Raw genomic sequence first — 18,066 nt, forward strand, 5'->3', positions numbered from 1 at the left:
GATGGAGAAGGTGCCGGGTGCCGCCGTCGTGATCAGCTGGCGGGTGATCAGCTGCCGGGCGAGGGCGAAGGCGTGGCCTCGGGCGTCGCTGTGGACGCCGGCGCCGGAGTTGCCTCGGGAGCGGCAGCCGGGATCTTGCCCTCCGCCTCCACTGCCTTCTTGAGGGCAGCCGCAAGGCGCTTCTGCGCCTCGCCGTAGGCTGCGAAGTCACCGGCGGCAAGCGCAGCCTGGCCGGCCTGGATAGCGGCGTTAGCCTCGTCCAGTGCCGTCTTCAGATCTGCCTTGGCATTCGCTCCCCCTGGGCTGGCCGGGGCGGCGGGATCCGCCGGAGTCTGGCCATTGTTGTCCGAGTCGCCCGCAGCGGCTCCGGAGTCTCCGCCGAAGAGCTGCTTCAGCGCTTCATCCAAGGTGGGCGCAAAGCCCACCTTGTCGCCAAAGGCCACCAGGACGCGCTGCAGCGTGGGGTAGGACGTCTCACCGGTGGACTTGAGGTAGACAGGCTGCACGTACAGGATGCCGCCGCCCACGGGAAGCGTGAGCAGGTTGCCGTTCAGCACGTCAGATGCGCCCTGGCGGAGCAGGTTAAGGGCCTGCGAAACGGTGGGATCGGAGTTGAACTTGTTCTGCGCCTGGCCGGGACCGGGGACCTGGATTTCCGGCGGGATCTGCAGCAGCCGCAGCTTGCCGTAGCTCTCGGCCTTCACACCCGCCTGGTTGCCGGCGTCGGAGTCCGCAGCGAGGAAGCCGTAGAGGACGTTGCGTGCGTTTCCGTTGACAATTTGGGGAATGAACGAGGAAGTGAGCTGGAAAGCCGGCTTCTCCTGGTCCGGCATCTGCAGCGACATGTAGAACGGCGGCTGCTTGACGTCGGTGTTCGAATCGACTGTGGGATCTGCCGGAACGCTCCACGCATCGTTGGTCTTGTAGAAGCTGGAAGGATCCGTCACGTGGTACTCCCCCAGCAGCTGGCGCTGGACCTTGAACAGATCCTCCGGGTACCGGACGTGGCTCATAACGTCGCCCGACATCTCCGAGAACGGCTTCAACGAGGTGGGGAACACCTTCTGCCAGGCCTTCAGCAGTGGGTCCTGGTCGTCCCAGGCGTACAGGGTGACCGAACCGTCGTAGGCGTCAACCGTAGCCTTCACTGAGTTGCGGATGTAATTGACCGTGCTGTTGGGCAGCGCGACCGCCCGGCCGGATGTAGTCTGCGAGTCCGCAGTCGCGTCCGAAAGCTGCTCCTGCTGCGAGTAGGGGTAGTACTGGCTGGTGGTGTAGCCGTCCACGATCCACTTGACGCGGCCGTCCACCACTGCCGGGTAGGCGTTGCCGTCAACCGTCAGGTAGGGGGCAACCTTCTCCACGCGGTCCCGGGGATTGCGTTCGTACAGAATCTGCGACTCCGGGTTGACACCGTCCGACAGCAGCAAATCCGAGGACTGGAACTTGATGGAGTACAGCACCCTGTTGAAGAAAGTACCAACGTTGGGCCCGCCGTTGCCTTCGAAGGTGTACTGGGTCTCACCCTCCCCTTCGCGGCCGGAAGGCCTGTCCTGCTCGCGTGCAGGGGCACCTTCCGGCGCACCCACAATCGAGTAGTCCGGCGAGGATTCGCCGAAGTAGATCCGGGGCTCGTAGCTTGAGTCATCGCCCAGCACGCCCGTTGAGGGAATGCCCGACTGCAGGAACTCGGGTTTGCCGTCCACAGTGAACTTATTTCCCTTTGCTGCCACCACACCGTAGCCGTGCGTGTACACAACGTGCTGGTTGAGCCAGCCCTGCTGGTTTGTTTCCACGTTGGCGGGGTTCAGCTCGCGGACGGCGATCACCGTGTCCTGAATCTTGCCGTCCACCTCGTAGCGGTCCACGTTGAGGGCTTCGGGGAACTGGTAGTAGGGCCGATACTGCTCCAGCTGCGAGAACGCGTCGGAGATCAGGTTCGGGTCCAGCAGCCGGATGTTCGCCGTCGTCTGAGCGTCCGGTGCCAGCGCGCCCGTGGTGGCTGTGTTGGTGGCGTCGTACCGGTCTACTTGGATTTTGTCCAAACCGTAAGCCGCACGCGTATTGTCAATGTTGCGCTGGATGAATTCCCTTTCCAGCGTTTCCTCCGAGGGCCGTACCTGGAACTGCTGGATAACCCAGGGGTAGACGCCGCCCGCCAGGATAGACGTGATGACCAGCATCGCTGTGCCGATCACGGGCAGGCGCCAGCGACCAATAACCGCCGCCACGATGAACAGGATGGCAACCAGCGCTGCAGCCACGGCCAGGATGGACTTGGTGGGGATGACCGCATTGACATCCGTGTAGAGGGCACCGGCCCAGCGCCCGTTGTTGCTCTGCACTGCCGAAAAACGGTCCAGCCAGAAATTGATGCCCAGAAGCACCAGGAAGGCGGCACCGGTGACGGCGATGTGGATCTGCGCGGCGCGGCTCGTGAAGACACCCCGCTCCATCAGCCGGATACTGCCGTAGAGGTAGTGCGTGAGGATGCCTGCGATGCCGGCGATCACCACCACGCTGATCAGGAAACCGGTGACGAAGCCCAGGAACGGCAGCGTCATGAGGTAAAAGCTGATGTCCAGCCCGAATTGCGGGTCCTCCTTGCCAAACTGTTCCTGGTTGAAGAACAGGAGGACCTTCTGCCATTGGCTGGCCGCTGCGCTTCCGGCGAAGAGGCCGAACAGGACGGGCAGGCCCACCATAACAACCCGGCGGACAGGTTCGAGCTGCGCCTGGTAGCGGTTCAGGTTGTCGCGGATTTCCGAGTCCGGGGCGTAGACCGGCCGGGACTGGTAGGCAATCCGGATGGCGAAGAAGACGGCCAAGAACATGATGGCGAAACCGGCGGCGAAGATCGCGATCCGGGCCAGGTTCTCAGTAATGAACACTTCGATGAAGCCAAGCTGCCGGTACCAGAGGACATCGGTCCAGACGTTGGCAAAGAAGATGAAGCCCACAACCACCAGGGCAACAACGATCAGGGTGGGCGTCAGCGGCCCCCGTCTTGAGGGGGGTTTACCTGTGGACATGGTGCTGGCGGGACGGGACAAACTCGGTACCTCATAGCTGGTCGTCAGATTATTCGAAGCGTGCGTGCGAGCGACGTACTAACCGTCAAACGCTGGTTTCGTCCGTCTTAATTGCCACGAGTGGCGGTAAAGCTTAGTTCCTGCCCAGTCTAGTTGGTTGTACACGCCGGAAGGCCGGATGTGTCCCCTCCGGAACCGGCAAGCTCGACGGCGCGCCGGGCCTCCGCGAGGTTCTCCACCTTGACCACTTGCAGGCCGTCCGGAATATGGCCCACCACTTCCCCGCAGTTGGCTGCAGGAGCGAGGAACAGGGTGGCTCCCCCGGACCTTGCGCCCTGCATCTTCTGCCCGATGCCGCCGATGGGCCCAACCACGCCGTCAGGGGTAATGGTCCCGGTACCGGCGACGTGTTTTCCTCCTGTGAGGTCCCCGGGCGTGACGGTGTCGATGATGCCGAGGGAGAACATCAGTCCCGCGCTGGGCCCGCCCACTTTTTCGAGCGAGATCTGCACGTCGAAGGGGAAAGTAAACAGGTATTTGAGCATCACACCCAGGATGAAACGCCCCGCACCGTTGTCCTTCGGGGTGATCTCCTGCGTGACCTGGCGGCCATCGCGTTCCACCACCACTGTGGCGGACGCACCCTTTCCTGCCGCAAGTTCCTCCTGGATAACAGCGAGGGAAGTGATGTCTTTGCCGTTGATGGTCTTGAGAATGTCCCCCGGCTCAATTTTCCCGGCGGCGGCAGAACCCTCGGAAAGGTTTGCAGCCTGAAGCTGCTGCCCGAAGGGAATGTCCAGCTCGTTGAGGGCCGAGGCCACAGCGTTCTCCTGCGACGTTGTCATGGCCACCGAGCTCTGTTCCTCGGCCTCTTCTTTGGTGGTGCCGGTGGGGTAGATCAGTTCCTGCGGGTACACAGCCTTTGAGGGGTCGAGCCAGGCCGAGAAAACGCCCATAATGCTCACCGGGCTGCTGGGGCCGCCGCTGACGTACACCGTTGTCAGGTCAAGGTTGCCGGCTGCCGGATAGGTTTCCCGGCCGCTGACCCTGATGACCGGGCTACCCTGGCTCTGGCCCAGCGTGTTGTATGTAGGGCCGGGTGTTTCGACGACGTACGGAACCGGCAAAGTGCCCACAGCGATTCCGAGCACCAAGGCAGTTACTCCGGCCACCATCATGGCCGACACTTTCCTGTCCCGGGGGGCCGGGCCACCGGGAAACGGTGCAGTTTCAGCCGCTGGCCAGGCTTCCAGTGCACCTGCTGGCGCGCCGGTTTCAGGATTGCCTGATTCCCCGTGCCGGGTACCGGAAGGGAGCTCGGCAGCGTGGTCCTCGGAGGGGTGGCCGCCACGGGTTGTAGTCACTGAACCAACACTACCGGTGCCCCGCGGGCGGAGTTCTTTGCCTACAGCGAACGGTAACGCGGTGCGGCAGACAGCCGACCACCACCGGGGTACCGTGAAGGTTGATCAACAGTCACACCGACGATCGGCGGGATCATGACCTCCAACCCACTCAATCCGTCCAACGGCGACGACACCCCCAAGGACCCGTTGACAGAGATGCTGCAAAACCTGATGGGCGGCAAGGGGATGGAAAACTTCGACCCCGCCGAACTGGCCAAGGCTGCAGGCCTTCCCAACGACCCCAACCTGCTGGCCCAGATGTTCTCCCAGGTCCAGGCCATGATGAGCGCACCGTCCGAGGGACCCGTGAACTGGCAGCTGGCCCACGAGAACGCCCGGCGGGTCGCAGCCGGCAGTGCGGACCCCTCCGTCACCTCGCAGCAGTCCCGCGAAGTGGACGAAGCCCTGCGCCTCGCCGAACTGTGGCTCGACCCCGTCACCGATCTTCCCGCAACAGGCCTGATCGGCCGGGCGTGGTCCCGTGCGGAGTGGGTCGAAGCCACCCTGGGCACCTGGAAGAGGCTGACCGAGCCGGTGGCAAACAGCATCGCCAATGCGCTCTCATCCGCCATGACGGAGCAGATGCCCGAAGAGATGAAGTCCATGATGGGCGGAGCCTCGTCAATGCTCCAGAACATGGGCGGTGCCATCTTCGGCATGCAGCTCGGGCAGGCCATCGGTGCCCTCTCCACGGATGTGGTGAGCTCCACCGACATCGGCGTGCCCCTCGCGGACCTTGAGATGGCCCTGCTCCCCATCAACGTAGCCGCCTTTGGCGAGGGGCTTTCCCTGCCCGAGAACGATATCCGGCTCTTCCTCGCTGTACGGGAAGCTGCGCACGCCCGGCTCTTTGTCCAGGTTCCCTGGCTGCGGGGCCACCTGCTGGGCGCCATTGAGGCTTACGCGCGGGGCATCCATATCGATACTTCCCGCATCGAGGAACTGGCGCGGGATCTCGATCCCAGCAATCCCGAGGGCATCCAGGAAGCCCTTTCGCAGGGCGTGTTCATGCCCCAGCGGACCCCGGCCCAGGATCAGGCCCTGGAGAAACTGGAAACAGCACTTGCACTGGTGGAGGGCTGGGTGGACGAACTCACTGCAGCCGCCACCGAGAAGGTGCTGCCGTCTGCCGGCGCCCTTCGGGAGACTGTCCGCCGCCGCCGTGCCACCGGCGGCCCGGCCGAGCATGCGTTCGCTTCGCTGGTCGGTTTGGAATTGCGCCCCCGCCGGCTGCGGGATGCAGCCACTCTGTGGGCAACGCTTAAGGAAGAACGCGGCATTGAAGGCCGAGACGCGATCTGGCACCACCCGGACCTGCTGCCCACAGCCGAGGACCTTGACGATCCCCGCGGATTCAGCGGACGCCGGAAACTGGCGGAAGCCAGCGACACTGAGGTGGACGACGCCCTGCAGAAGTTGCTGAGCGGCGGGTTTGACGCCGCCCCGGCCAACGGAACGGAAGAAACCGACGGCGGACAGGACGGCAAGGCAACTGACGGCCCCGATGCAGGTGGGCCGGACGCTGAGGCCCCGGACACTGACGGACAGGATGGCGGGCCCAAGAGCTAGGCGAGCCTAGTCGGCGTCGTCCGCCCAGTGCTCCTGCCCTGGCTGGACGGCGCGGGTCCCGTCACCCGCTTCACTGCCCGGAAGGCCACGGGCCATGGCAAAGGACACGCCCTCCAGGAATGCCTTCGCCCGCGCAGTCTCCGGGTAGGCCTCCAGCAGCTTCCAGAATGCGGCGTTGTGCCCTGCCACCAGGAGGTGTGCGAGCTCATGGAGCAGCACATAGTCGATGACCCACTGGGGCATCCGGCGCAGTTTGTCCGAGAGACGGATGGTGCCGTCCGCCGGGGTGGCCGAACCCCACCTTGAGTTCTGGTTGCTGACCCAGCGTACCGACGCCGGTGTGGCCTTTCCGCCGAGGTACCTTTCGGAGAGCCGGCCCGCGTGGGCCGCGAGGGTGGCGTCCGAGGTTGGGCGCTTCCGGCCGGAAGCTGAGCGCCGTTCGCCCTGGCGGTGCAGCTTGGCCAGCATCCGCTGGACCCATTCTTTTTCCTGTGCTGCCGTGAACCGCGCCGGGATGGCCACCACAGCGGTGCCGTTTTCCCAGAAGGCCGCCACGGTCCGGGTCCGGCGGGCGGACCGCCGGACCTCAACGGGGGCGCCGCCCTCGGTGGTGATCACAGGGAGGTGCTTTCCACCAGTACCCGCAGGACGTCTTCCCCGTAGCGTTCCAGCTTGGACGGTCCGACTCCTGCCAGCGCCGCAAGTTCTTCCAAGGATCCCGGCAGTGCTTCGGCAATGGCTGTGAGCGTTGCGTCGGTGAACACCACAAAGGCGGGGACATCGGCAGCGAGCGCTACTTCGCGCCGCCAGGTCCTCAGGGCGTCGAAGGTCTGTTCCTCGTAGCTCGGCGGGCAGGCGTTGCACCGCCCTACCTTGCGCTCCGCACCGGTGGCAAGCATGCTGCCGCAGACCCTGCACATAGCCGGGGAGGCAGCCTTGCGGCGGGGAGCCGGACCCTTGCCCCTGATGTTTGAGCCGGCGACGGAATCCGGGCGCAGGCCGTCCAGGAACCTGGAGGGTTTTCGGTTGGCACGGCCACCCGGCGTCCTGGCGGTGGACCAGGACAGTGAGAGGTGTTCCCGTGCGCGGGTGATTCCAACGTAGAGGAGCCGCCGTTCCTCGTCCACAGATTCAGGCGAGTCGGCGAAGGAGATGGGCATGAGCCCTTCGCTGAGCCCCACCAGGAACACGGCGTCCCATTCCAGGCCCTTGGCCGCGTGCAGGGAGGCAAGGGTTACGCCCTGCACGGTGGGTGCGTGTTGGGCCAGCGAACGTTCCTGGAGTTCGTTGACAAACTCAGCGAGGCCAAACTCCGGGCCCCGGGTCTTGACGAGTTCGTCGGCGAGCGCGACCAGCGCCGCGAGGGATTCCCAGCGTTCACGCAGCGCGCCGCCGTTGTGGGGCGCCGCGTCCGTGTAGCCGAGGGAAGCCACGATATCCCGGACCAGCTGGCCCAACGGCTCCGGTGACTCCGCGGAGACTGCCCGGGTGGCTGCCCGCAGCTGGAGGATGGCGTCACGAACTTCCTTGCGGGCGAAGAACCGCTCGCCGCCGCGCAGTTGGTACCCGATGCCGGCGGCAGCAAGCGCCTGTTCGTAAGCCTCGGACTGACCGTTGGTACGGAAGAGCACTGCCACCTCGCTGGCCGGGGTGCCGGCGTCGAGCAGCGCTTTGATCTTTTGCGCAACCGTGGCTGCTTCAGCTTCGTCATCCGAGCACTCGGTGAACTGGGGGGCAGGCCCGGCGGGCCGCTGCGCCACGAGCTGGAGCGGTGCAGCCCAGGCAGCATCAGCAACAGCGCCGCCGCTGCGCCTGCCCGCGAGGAGATCGTTGGCGAGCTTGACCACCTGCGGCGTGGAGCGGTAATCCCTGATGAGCTTTACCACGTTGGCCTGCGGATAGCGGGCCTTGAATTCCAGGAGGTGCTTCGGGGAGGCGCCGGTGAACGAGTAGATGGTCTGGCTGGCATCCCCAACGACGCACAGCTCGTCCCTTCCTCCCAGCCACAGTTCCAGGAGCCTTTGCTGCAGCGGGGAAACGTCCTGGTACTCGTCCACGACAAAATGCCGGTACTGCTCGCGGACGGTGGCGGCGACCTTTTCGTCCTCCTGCAGGATGCCCACCGTGATCAGCAGGACGTCCTCAAAGTCGATGACGTTGCGGTCTGTTTTGACGTCTTCATAGGACTGGAAAACCCGTGCCACGGCAGTGAGGTCGAAGCCGCCCGGAGCGCCCCGGTCCTGCGCGTTTTCGAGGTAGTTGGCGGGGGTCAGCATGGATACTTTTGCCCACTCGATTTCCGAGGCAAGGTCGCGGATGGAGGCCCTGTCCGTGCTCAGCCGAAGCCGCCGGGCTGCCTCCGCGAGCATTTGGGCTTTGTGGTCCAGCAGTTTGGGCAGCGTCCCGCCAACGGCCTGCGGCCAGAAGAACTGCAGCTGGCGCAGGGCCGCGGCGTGGAAGGTGCGGGCCTGGACGTTGCCTGCGCCAAGGTCGCGCAGCCGGCTGCGCATCTCCGCCGCCGCGCGGGCAGTGAAGGTTACGGCCAGCAGCCGCTGGGGTGTGTAAACGCCGGAGTGCACGCCATAAGCGATGCGGTGGGTGATGGCCCGGGTCTTGCCGGTGCCGGCGCCGGCCAGCACGCAGAGCGGGCCGTTGAGCGTGCTCGCCACCTCGCGCTGTTCCGCGTCCAGCCCGCCGAGGATGCGGTCTTCCAGGGAAGCTGCACCGTCAAAATTTTCTGTAGTCACTTTTGCTGCTTTTTTCGTCTCGACTACCGCGTGCTGGAGTCTGATGGATAAGTAGGGCTTCAGGCGCCTGCCAGGTCCTGAATACGTCCGCCGAACCAGTGCTCTATCAGGGAGCGGGCAATCGACAGCCGGCTGGAGATGGTGATCTCACCGGCGAGCACGGCGTCCTGGAGCTCCTCACGGCTGAACCAGCGCGCCCTGGTGACCTCCACGCCGTCGGGCGTTGCCTCGGCGTCTTCAGTGACGGCGGTAAATCCAAGCATAAGGGAGGCGGGGAACGGCCAGGACTGCGAGCCAAGGTACTGGCAGGCGGTAACCCTGACTCCCACTTCTTCATGAATCTCCCGGACCACTGCCTGTTCCAGGGACTCCCCCGGTTCCACGAACCCCGCCAGGGTTGAATAATTCCTGGCATCACGGGCACCGCCGCCGCCCAGGAGCAGGCGGCCGTCCGGGCCTACCACGGTGACGATGATGGCCGGATCGGTCCGCGGGTAGTGTTCAGAGTCATCAACCGGGCAGCGCCGAACCCATCCCCCGGCTTCCACGTCCGTGGGCGAACCGCAGCGCGGACAGTGCGTGTGGGTGGCATGCCAATTGGCGATGGCGCTGGCTTCAACAAAAAGTGCCGTATGCGTTGGGGTCAGCCCGGCCGCAACGTCCCGGAATCCGGCCCACGTTGCATCCGATGGGACTCCAGCGGTTCCAGGCTCCACTGCTTCCGGCAGGACGAAAAGCAGCAGTTGGGTGCCCGGGGCAAGGTCCGAATCGGGCAGGGCAGAACCAAGGTAGACCGTCAGTTCTGGCACCGCACCTGCGGCGGCAAGCTCATCACGGAGTGCCCGGGCCCCGGACATGAACAGCCCGCCGCCCTGGACCAGGCCCTGCCGGCCGGACAGGACAACCGCCAAGGTGTCTGCATTGGCAAGGAGTTCCTCCACCATCCCCGGTTGTGCCCGGGCGACGGAGCCGCGGTCAACCAGCGCGGGAGGCACCGGGAGTACCGTGTCCATCAGGTGGTTCGCCGGCAGCCGGGCTGCCTTGCCCAAGTGGACCGGTGTAACAGACTCCGCATGGCTCATGTGTCCACCGTACTGATTGGGACCGACAATTGATATTTGGGGTGCATGCCCCGGTCGCCAGGCCACCTTGCCTACCCGGTTTTGGACTATATCTGAAGACTCGCCGACCTTGGACCGGTGTGTTGGACTGGACGCAATCTACCGTGGAACGGTGAGAAGAAAACCGATTGAACTGGCAGCCGTTGCAACCGCGGCAGTCCCCGGACTGACCCCGACGGCCGTCAGCTCTGCCCCGGATGACCCCGCGGACTTCGACTCCGCCCTGCTGCTCGACTCCGAGGGCAAGCGGTGGCGGGTCCGCTCACCGCGGCACGCCGAGGCAAGCGCCCGGCTTGAGACGGAATTTCTCGTGCTGCGGGCGTTCGCTCCGGCCATCCGCGCCGAACTGCCCTTCCTTATGCCCACAGTTGCGGGCAGCGTGCGGCTGGGGACCTTGAGTACGTTTGTCTACTCGCATCTGGCCGGCAGCACGCGCAGCGTCGAGGAGCTGACCGCCGGTCCGGATGCCCTTGCCCGCGAAATCGGCGTCGCCCTTGCCGCCATCCATGACCTGCCCCGTTCGCTGGTCAGCAATGCCGACCTGCCCAGCTACACCCCCAATGAGTTCCGGCAGCGCCGGCTGAATGAACTTGACCAGGCAGCCACCACAGGCAAAATTCCCCCGGCCCTGCTGCTCCGCTGGGAGCACGCCATGGAAGACGTCTCCCTGTGGCGCTTCAACCCCAGCGTTGTGCACGGCGACCTTCATGAGGACAACCTCCTGGTGGAAGGCCAGCGGGTCACTGCGGTGACCGGCTGGACCGACCTCAGGATTGGCGATCCTGCCGACGATTTCGCCTGGCTTGTTGCCTCCAATGAGCAGGACTTCGTGGATGCGGTCCTGGGCGCTTACACAGCCAGCCGCCGGGATACCCCGGACAACCATCTCCTGCGCCGGGCAGCACTGTCCGCCGAGTTCGCCTTGGCCCAGTACCTGGTGAAGGGAATAGCCTCGGATGATCCCGGCATGTTGTCTGAGGCGGAGGAGATGCTGGGCACCCTTGCCCGGGATATTGAGGAGCACGGCGGGCAGCCCATCAGCGTGGAGCCCCAGCCGGCGCCGGGCGCTCCGGCTACAGGCAGTGTGCCCGCCGTGGGCAATGCCCCGGCCGTGGGCAATGTGCCGGCCATGAGGGCGGCCGACGCCGGGCCTTCAGGTTTGCTGCCTTCCGTTACGGTAGTGCCGTTGCCGGCCCCGGTTCAGCCGGCGGTCCACGTCACTCCCATCCCCGCGGATTCCTCGGCTGATGCCGGCAAAGACGACCCCGCCCGCGACCTCGGGACGAAAGACAGCGCACAGACCAAGGCGGATGACAGGAAAGAACTGGACGACACGTCCACGGCCGCCATCTCCATCGTGGACGTCACTAAGAACTAAGCGCAGCCGCCACGATTTCCTCCAGCTCTGCGGCTGTTCCGAGGTCGTGGGGCCGCACCACCTCGTTGTCCGCCACGTAGAAAAAGGCCGCCCGGACTTCCTCGAGAGGTACTCCCTTCAGGCGTGCCCAGGCCAGGCGGTACGCCGCAAGCTGCACGGACTTTGTCCTAAGCTGCGCAGCGGACGGCCGCCGTCCGGTCTTCCAGTCCACCAGGTCCCACCGGCCGTCGGCATCCCGGAAGACGGCGTCAATGCGCCCACGCACCACGACGTCGCCCACACGGGTCTCGACCGGAGCCTCCACATAGGCCGGCAACCGGTCGGCCCAGGGGGACGCTTTGAAGGTTGCCACCATGGCGTCGAGGTCGTAGGCAGCATCGATGTGGTCGTCGGAGCCCGGAGTTTCGCCGAGGTCGAGCATTCCGGCGGCGCCGAAGTACTCCTCCACCCATGCATGGAAGGCAGTTCCCTTCCGGGCCGACATGCCGGGTTCGCGCGGTACGGGCCTGCGGAGCCTGCCAAGCACCGCAGCGGGGTCCTCCCGCAGTTCCACCAGGGTGGATGCAGAGATATGGCCGGGCAGGTGCACTTCCCGGCCGGCGGTCCTCCTGGCGCGCCGTTCCAGCAGCAGTGCCGCTTCCCGTGCCCAGCCCCGTGCCACACCGGCCAACTCCCTGCCAGGATCAGGCTGCCCCGCGGGTGCTTCTGCTTGGTGCGGTACCGGAAGTACTTCCCCGCCCCGGGCCCCCAGGGCGGCAAGAACGTTGGCGGCGGCTGTCTCCATGGCATGCCGCCGTCCGCGTGACAGGCGCAGGCGGTTGCCGGTACGTGGATCCACGGGCCCCTCAAGGGGGTCGTACGGCCAGCTGGCAACTTCGGCTTCCAAGGTGAGCGGGCTCTTCTCCGGGAGAGCGGCTTCCTCCAGCGACCCGGGATGAACAGTCGCAGCAGCCCGCGGCGCAGCTCCGATCACCTTGGTGAGTTTCTCAAGCCCGGTAAGAAACGGTGACATCTCCGCACGCCCCGCCCGGGAGCCGACCCACGCAGGGCTGGACACCCACAGGACGTGCTTGGCCCTGGTGTAGGCCACGTACGCAAGTCGGCGCTCCTCTGACTCCCCGTGGGCCTGGACGGCTGACTTGAAGTCCTTTTCCGCGTCAAGCCAGCCTTTCTGGTCCGGCTGGTCAAGGTCCCACTGCGGAAGGTCGGCACGGTCGCCCCGGAGCGGCCAGGGCAGTGCCGCCGAACCGCTGCTCCAGCGGGAGTCCCTGTCACTGGGGAAGGCCCCGGCATTAAGTCCGGGGACAAAAACCGCATCCCATTCGAGGCCCTTAGATGCATGGACTGTCAGGAGTTGCACAGCCTCGCGGTTGACGTCGCTGGCCGGCGCTTCCAACCCGTTTTCCTCCACAGCTGCAGCCTCCAGCCAGGACAGGAACGCGAGGATGTCCACGCGCTGGGACGTCCGCAGGAACCCCGCAGCGGCGTCCTGGAAGGCGTCAAGGTTACGGCGGGCCTGGTGGATGCTGATGCCGGGCCGCGCGGCCACTTCGATGTCGAGCAGCATTGCCCGCTCGACTTCACCCAGCAGTGTGGTCAGGTCGTCGCCGAGGTAGGTCCGGAGTTGGCGCAGCTCAGATGACAGCCGGGCAAGCCTGGTGCGGGCGCCGGCGCTGAGCGACCGGCCATTGGCGGACGTCCAGCCCTCCCTGGGCAGCCAATCCAGGGCTTCCACCAGGCTGGCGGCGTCGGTCAGGTCGCTTTCGAGGACGGTTTCGCCGGCTTCGTCCGGCTGCTCGTCAAGGGGCCGCTCAGCGGCGTGCCCCCGCCGGCGCGCCAGCTGGCTGGACCAGTCGCGCAGCGCCATCAGGTCAGCGGGGCCGATGCGCCAGCGGGCGCCCGCCAGCAGGCGCATCAGCGAATCCGAGCGTCCGGGGTCGGCCAGCACGCGCAGCGTGGCCACGAGGTCCACAATCTCCGGGGTGTCCAGTAGTCCGCCGAGGCCGACAATTTCATACGGGATTCCCCGGGCTTCAAACTGGCGCCGGATGGTTTCCATTTGCGCGCGGCGTCGGCAGAGAACAGCGAGGGCAGGCGGTACGGGGGTTCCGTCGGGTTTCAGCTCGAAGTCCGTCACCCGGTACCTCTGAACGTCTTCAGCCAACGCACACGCCTCATCAACATCGGTCCCGAAGCGCCCCAGCACCACTGTTCCCTCGACTGCATGCGGGCTGGGCTGCAACGGGGGCACGTCCGCTGCTGCAGAGCCTCCCCCGCCCGCCGGTCCGCGCCGGGATGCCGCCTCGCCCAAAGACTCAGACATAACGTTGGCTGCTGAGAGGATGGACCGCCCGTTCCGCCAGGCCGTCGTCAGGTAGGACGTGGGGGCAGGAGCCCACTGCCCGGCCTCCGCTGAACCGCTGTGTACGGGGAATTCGCGGACAAAGTGGAAAAGCTGCCCGGCCGAGGCCCCACGGAAACCGTAGATCGACTGGTTGGGGTCGCCCACTGCGGTTACCGCGTGACCGCCAGCGAAGAGCCGGGAGAACAACACCAGCTGGGCATACGAAGTGTCCTGGAATTCGTCGAGCAGCACCACCTTGTACCGCTGCCGTTCCATGTGTGCCGCCAAGGGGACATCCTGCGCCACCTTGGCGGCGAGGGCCACCAGGTCTCCGAAGTCAAGGGCGCCCCGTGCCCGCTTCGCCGCTGCGTACCGGCCAACCATGTCGGCCACGCTCGCCCGGGTGCGGAGCATTCCGGCGAGCTCGGCCGCCGCCTGGGGCGGGTTCTTCATTTTGCCCTCCTGGTACGGCAGGGACTCAAATTCGGACAGCCGGGCCATCAGCCAGGCCTCAACGTCCTCGGGCTCCTGAAGGTGCTCCGCGCATTCGCCGGCCAACTGGATGACCGCTTTCACCAGCGTTGATTTGGCAGAACGGAAGTGGGCGTACTCGCCGTCGTAGGCCTCCACCACTTCACTGGCCAGCTGCCAGGCCTGTGCGCCGCCGAGGAGGACCACGTCCCGCTCCACGCCCAGCCGGAGTCCGTAGTCCGAGACGATGCCGCTGGCAAAGGAGTGGTAGGTGGACACCTTGGGCTCGAGGGAATCGCTGCTGACCACCTGTTCCGGGAACAGCCGGTGCCTGTTGTCCTGGCCGGCCAACCGTTGCAGGGCAGCCAGCTTGGCCCGAATCCGGGACGCAAGCTCGCCGGCGGCCTTGCGGGTAAACGTCACCCCGAGGACTTCTTCAGGCCTCACCCAGCCGTTGGCCACCAGCCAAACGACGCGGTCGGCCATGGTGGCGGTTTTGCCGGATCCCGCGCCCGCGATGACCAGCCGCGGCGTCAGCGGCGAACTGATGATGGCCGACTGTTCCGGCGTGGGGATGTTCTTCTCTCCCAGCAGCACGGAGAGCTCTTCCGGGGTGAACCGCGGTTCGGGCACGGTGATCCTGGGAACGGCTGAATTCTGGCTCATTCCGTGACCTGCCTTCCCCGCACGCACAGCGGACACACTTCGGGGAGCCGGCAGCCGTGGCCGCCGTGGCTTCCCTTCGAGGGATCATGCCGCGCCAAAAACTCGCTGCCGCCCATCACCGCAGCGGCCTCCTTCACCATGTCCATGGCCCAGTTGTCCTGCGGATCAAGGGCTTCCTGCTGCTGGATGCCGGGATTTTTTGAGCCCGTACCAAGCTGGGCGAGTACTGCGCCGCCGGGCACACCAGGGGTACTCCCTCCGGGGCTACCGCTGAAGGCACCGGCAAGGACTGCGGCCTGGTAGGACCCAAGCTGCGGATGAGTGGAGAGTTCCGTTTTACCCGGCTGGCGTTTTCCCGTTTTAAGATCCACGATGACAAGCCTGCCCTCGGTGTCAATTTCCAGGCGGTCCACCTGCCCACGGAGAACGGCTGCGCGCGGCGCACCGTCGTCCACAGCCACGTCCGGGAGCGCCACCTCGAAGTCCTGCTCGACCCCCAGCAGGCTCCGGCCCTCGCTCCTCATGACCAGCACGTACTGGGCAAGCTTGCGCACCATCGCCTCCGCACGCTGGAAATCAAGCCTTCCCTCCCAGTTGTCCTTCATCCCCAGCGCAGGCCAGCGGCGAACCAGTTCGGCCACGTATTCTGCTCCAGACGCATCCGGAAGCTCCTGCGCGATGGCGTGGACCAGCGTGCCCAGGCTCCTGGCGAAGTCCGTGGCCGCTTCGCCGCCTGCTGCCTGTACAAACCAGTCGAGTGGCGACTTCTGGACTGTCTCTACTTTCGAAGGCGACACAAACACTGTTCCACCGGGGGGAACCACGGCATCGGAAGAGGTCAGCTGTGGCAGCCCCCACCAGCTTCCGGGGTGCGCGCCCGCCACGGCCGGCTCAGCAGCGGCGAGCTGCGCGAGGACCCGCACCGCTTCCTCCGCCTCAGCCTCGTGCCGTCCATCCAGCTGGGCATATTGCCGAAGTTCGGCAACCAGCGCGCGCAGGGTCATGGGCCGTTCTACCGGGGTGAAAGTCCGCCGGTCCTGGTCCGGGTTGAGGGGAGAGACGTAATCAAGGAAGGAGGACGGCTGATCGTCCTCGGAGGAGACGGCAGTGCAAATCAGGAGCTCGCTCGCCCTTGACACCGCGGTGGAAAAGCTTCGCAGTTCGTCGTACCGGATGTCCCGCAACCGGCTCAGCGGATCCCGCTGCAGTGCATACCCTGCTCCATGCTCAACTGCGTCCGCGTACAGGGTGCTGCCCAGCAGTTCGCCGCGAAGCCGGGTGTTGGGCCACACGCCTTCCTGGAGTCCGACTACCAGGACAACGGGCCATTCACGCCCTGCTGCGCTGGCGGGAGTCATCAGTTCCACGGCGTCCTCCAGCTGCGCCCGGGCGGCAAGGGTGTCCATGGGAAGTTCCTGGTTCAGCAGGTACTCCAGGAACTGCTCCGGACCGGCGCCAGGCATCTGGTCAACGTACCGTTCAGCCGTGTGGAAAAGCGCCATCATGGCATCAAGGTCACGGTCGGCACGGGCACCGTGCGGCCCGCCGGACAGCGCTGTTTCCGTCCAGGCCGTGGACAGGCGGGTTGAATCCCAGAGGGCCCACAACACGGACTCAGCGTTGGCACCCGGTTCAAAGGCGGCTTTCCGCCCCGCCTGGATCATGCCCGCTGTGCGGCGCGCAGCCCTGCCTTCCATGCCGAGGGAGGACAGTGCTCCCGGTTCCAGCAAAGCCTCGACGAGCAGGTCATCGCTGGTGCGCCCTCCCCCGCCCAAAAGCTCCTCGCGTCTCAGCGACTGCCGCAGACGGCGCAGCTCGATGGAGGAGGCACCACCGATACGGGACGTCAAAAGGGATACAGCCGTTTCGGGGGTCAGCAAGGCAGGGTCCACCGCGACGGCGAACGCATCGAGCAGGGGCCGAACCGCCACTTCGTCCCGGACGGCCGATTCGGCCACAGGCACCCGAACCGGGATCCCCTGGCCGGACAGGTAACGCTGCAGCTCGCTTACCTGAGCTCCGTTGCGCACAATGACTGCGACGTCGGACAGGTCCCGGCCGTGGTTGATGTGCTGGTCCAGGATGCGCTGTGCCACATACCGCAGTTCATGAACTGCTGACGGCACCAGGTGGGCTTCCACCGCTCCCTGCTCCCGGTTCCCCGCCAGCTGCTCGAGCTGCCTGGCAAGCTGCCCGCCAGCCCGCTGGGAAATACGGGCCGCGACCCCCAGCCACGCATCCGCCAGCACCTGCGTATGCCGGTGTGCGTACCGGAGCGGCCGCTCCAAAGCGGGGGCATCCGGCGACAGCAGCTGCGGCAGTTCGGCCACCAGGTCAGGGCGGGCCCCGCGGAACCCCTGGACCACGGTGTCCGGGGAGAAGGACACGTAGCAGTCCTTCCGGCGGGCTATGTCAGCCAGAAGCTCAAAGACGGCCGGATTTGCCTCCTGCACGTCATCAACGAGGATCATCTGCAGGCGCTCGCGCTCGGCAGCCAGGAATTCAGGGACGTCCTGGAAGATCTGGCGTGCGGCGGTGATGATTCCGGCCGGATCAAAAGCCTCAGGCATCCGCAGGTCCAGGACGTCACGGTACTCCGAGTACAGCCCAGCGGCGGCAACCCAGTCAGGCCGGTCGCACTGCCGGCCCAGGTGGGCGAGGTCCGCGGCGGTCAGGCCGGACTCGATCACGCGGTCGAACAGTTGCCGTACCTCCTGGCGGAACCCGCGAGTCTCCAGGGCTCCGGCGAGATCGTCAGGCCACGGCAGCTCCAGCCCTGGCAAGCGGTGGCCTTCGAGGAGTTCCTTGATGATGAGGTCCTGCTCCGGACCGGAAAGGAGCCGCGGCGGCCTCGAGAGCGGGAGTACTCCCTCGGCCTTTGCCCGCCGGAGGACATCAAAGGCGTAGGATGCCCAGGTCCGGGCCGGGGTGGTGCTGAGGCTCCTGTCCAGCCGGGCCGTAAACCGGTCCCGAAGGGAGTCGGCCGCCAGCCTGGTGGGGGCCATTATGAGCATCCGTTCGGGGTCCACCCCGTCCCGAAAGACCCGCGTGACCGCTGCCTCGACCAGGACAGTCGTTTTTCCCGTCCCTGGCGCCCCCGGCACCAGCACCGGCCCGGATCCCTGCGCTACGTCGACAGCCGCCTGCTGATCGGAGGTCAGCGAGGGAACTTCGGCATGGACCTGCCGCGGCGGCAGCAGTTTGAGGCCAGGAAAGCCGGGTTGGGCAAGATGCCCGGTCCCGCCGTCATCTTGCAATCCTTCAGCTGCTTCTGCGAACCCGGTCTCAAGGCCATTTGCTGATTGGTGCCGGTATTCGTCGCGGGGACCTGT

At 65.9% G+C, this 18,066-nt stretch carries 9 protein-coding genes; 2 read left to right on the forward strand and 7 right to left on the reverse strand.

The features are described from left to right. Nucleotides 1-47 precede the first annotated feature (47 nt). On the reverse strand, nt 48-3,032 hold the full coding sequence (locus CXQ88_RS01385) for a UPF0182 family membrane protein (protein WP_181037378.1): 2,985 nt from the start codon (nt 3,030-3,032) through the stop codon (nt 48-50). Nucleotides 3,033-3,181: 149 nt separating this feature from the next. Then, complete coding sequence (locus CXQ88_RS01390; protein ID WP_104042374.1) at nt 3,182-4,396, reverse strand: YlbL family protein; 1,215 nt, start codon at nt 4,394-4,396, stop codon at nt 3,182-3,184. 135 nt (nt 4,397-4,531) lie between these two features. Here CXQ88_RS01390 and CXQ88_RS01395 point away from each other — a divergent pair, with 135 nt between their 5' ends. Further along, a complete protein-coding gene (locus CXQ88_RS01395) occupies nt 4,532-6,007 on the forward strand; it encodes a zinc-dependent metalloprotease (RefSeq protein ID WP_104042375.1) in 1,476 nt (491 codons plus the stop codon). 6 nt (nt 6,008-6,013) lie between these two features. Here the strand turns inward: CXQ88_RS01395 and CXQ88_RS01400 are convergent, their stop codons facing one another. Genes CXQ88_RS01400 through nudC form a run of 3 tightly spaced genes read right to left on the reverse strand, consistent with a single transcriptional unit; the run spans nt 6,014 to nt 9,836 of the window. After that, a complete protein-coding gene (locus CXQ88_RS01400; RefSeq protein ID WP_104042376.1) occupies nt 6,014-6,625 on the reverse strand; it encodes a M48 family metallopeptidase in 612 nt (203 codons plus the stop codon). Further along, the gene (locus CXQ88_RS01405; RefSeq protein ID WP_104042377.1) at nt 6,622-8,754 is read right to left on the reverse strand and encodes an ATP-dependent helicase; all 2,133 of its coding nucleotides are present in this window, start codon (nt 8,752-8,754) and stop codon (nt 6,622-6,624) included. The genes CXQ88_RS01400 and CXQ88_RS01405 overlap by 4 nt, the downstream gene beginning before the upstream one ends. Nucleotides 8,755-8,813: 59 nt before the next feature. Then, nucleotides 8,814-9,836, reverse strand: a complete 1,023-nt coding sequence (nudC, locus tag CXQ88_RS01410; RefSeq protein ID WP_104042378.1) for an NAD(+) diphosphatase — start codon at nt 9,834-9,836, stop codon at nt 8,814-8,816. Nucleotides 9,837-9,987: 151 nt separating this feature from the next. Here nudC and CXQ88_RS01415 point away from each other — a divergent pair, with 151 nt between their 5' ends. Further along, nucleotides 9,988-11,253 (forward strand): macrolide 2'-phosphotransferase, encoded by a 1,266-nt coding sequence (locus CXQ88_RS01415; RefSeq protein ID WP_104042379.1) that lies wholly within the window; start codon nt 9,988-9,990, stop codon nt 11,251-11,253. Here the strand turns inward: CXQ88_RS01415 and CXQ88_RS01420 are convergent. Both CXQ88_RS01420 and CXQ88_RS01425 read right to left on the reverse strand, forming a co-directional pair. Beyond that, nucleotides 11,243-14,734, reverse strand: a complete 3,492-nt coding sequence (locus tag CXQ88_RS01420) for an ATP-dependent helicase (RefSeq protein ID WP_104042380.1) — start codon at nt 14,732-14,734, stop codon at nt 11,243-11,245. The genes CXQ88_RS01415 and CXQ88_RS01420 overlap by 11 nt on opposite strands. Continuing rightward, a complete protein-coding gene (locus CXQ88_RS01425) occupies nt 14,731-17,991 on the reverse strand; it encodes an ATP-dependent helicase (protein ID WP_258061669.1) in 3,261 nt (1,086 codons plus the stop codon). Before CXQ88_RS01425 ends, CXQ88_RS01420 begins: the two co-directional genes overlap by 4 nt. Nucleotides 17,992-18,066: the final 75 nt, after the last annotated feature.

It is taken from the genome of Arthrobacter sp. ZGTC412, from assembly GCF_002929215.1.
Taxonomy (GTDB): Bacteria; Actinomycetota; Actinomycetes; order Actinomycetales; family Micrococcaceae; genus Arthrobacter.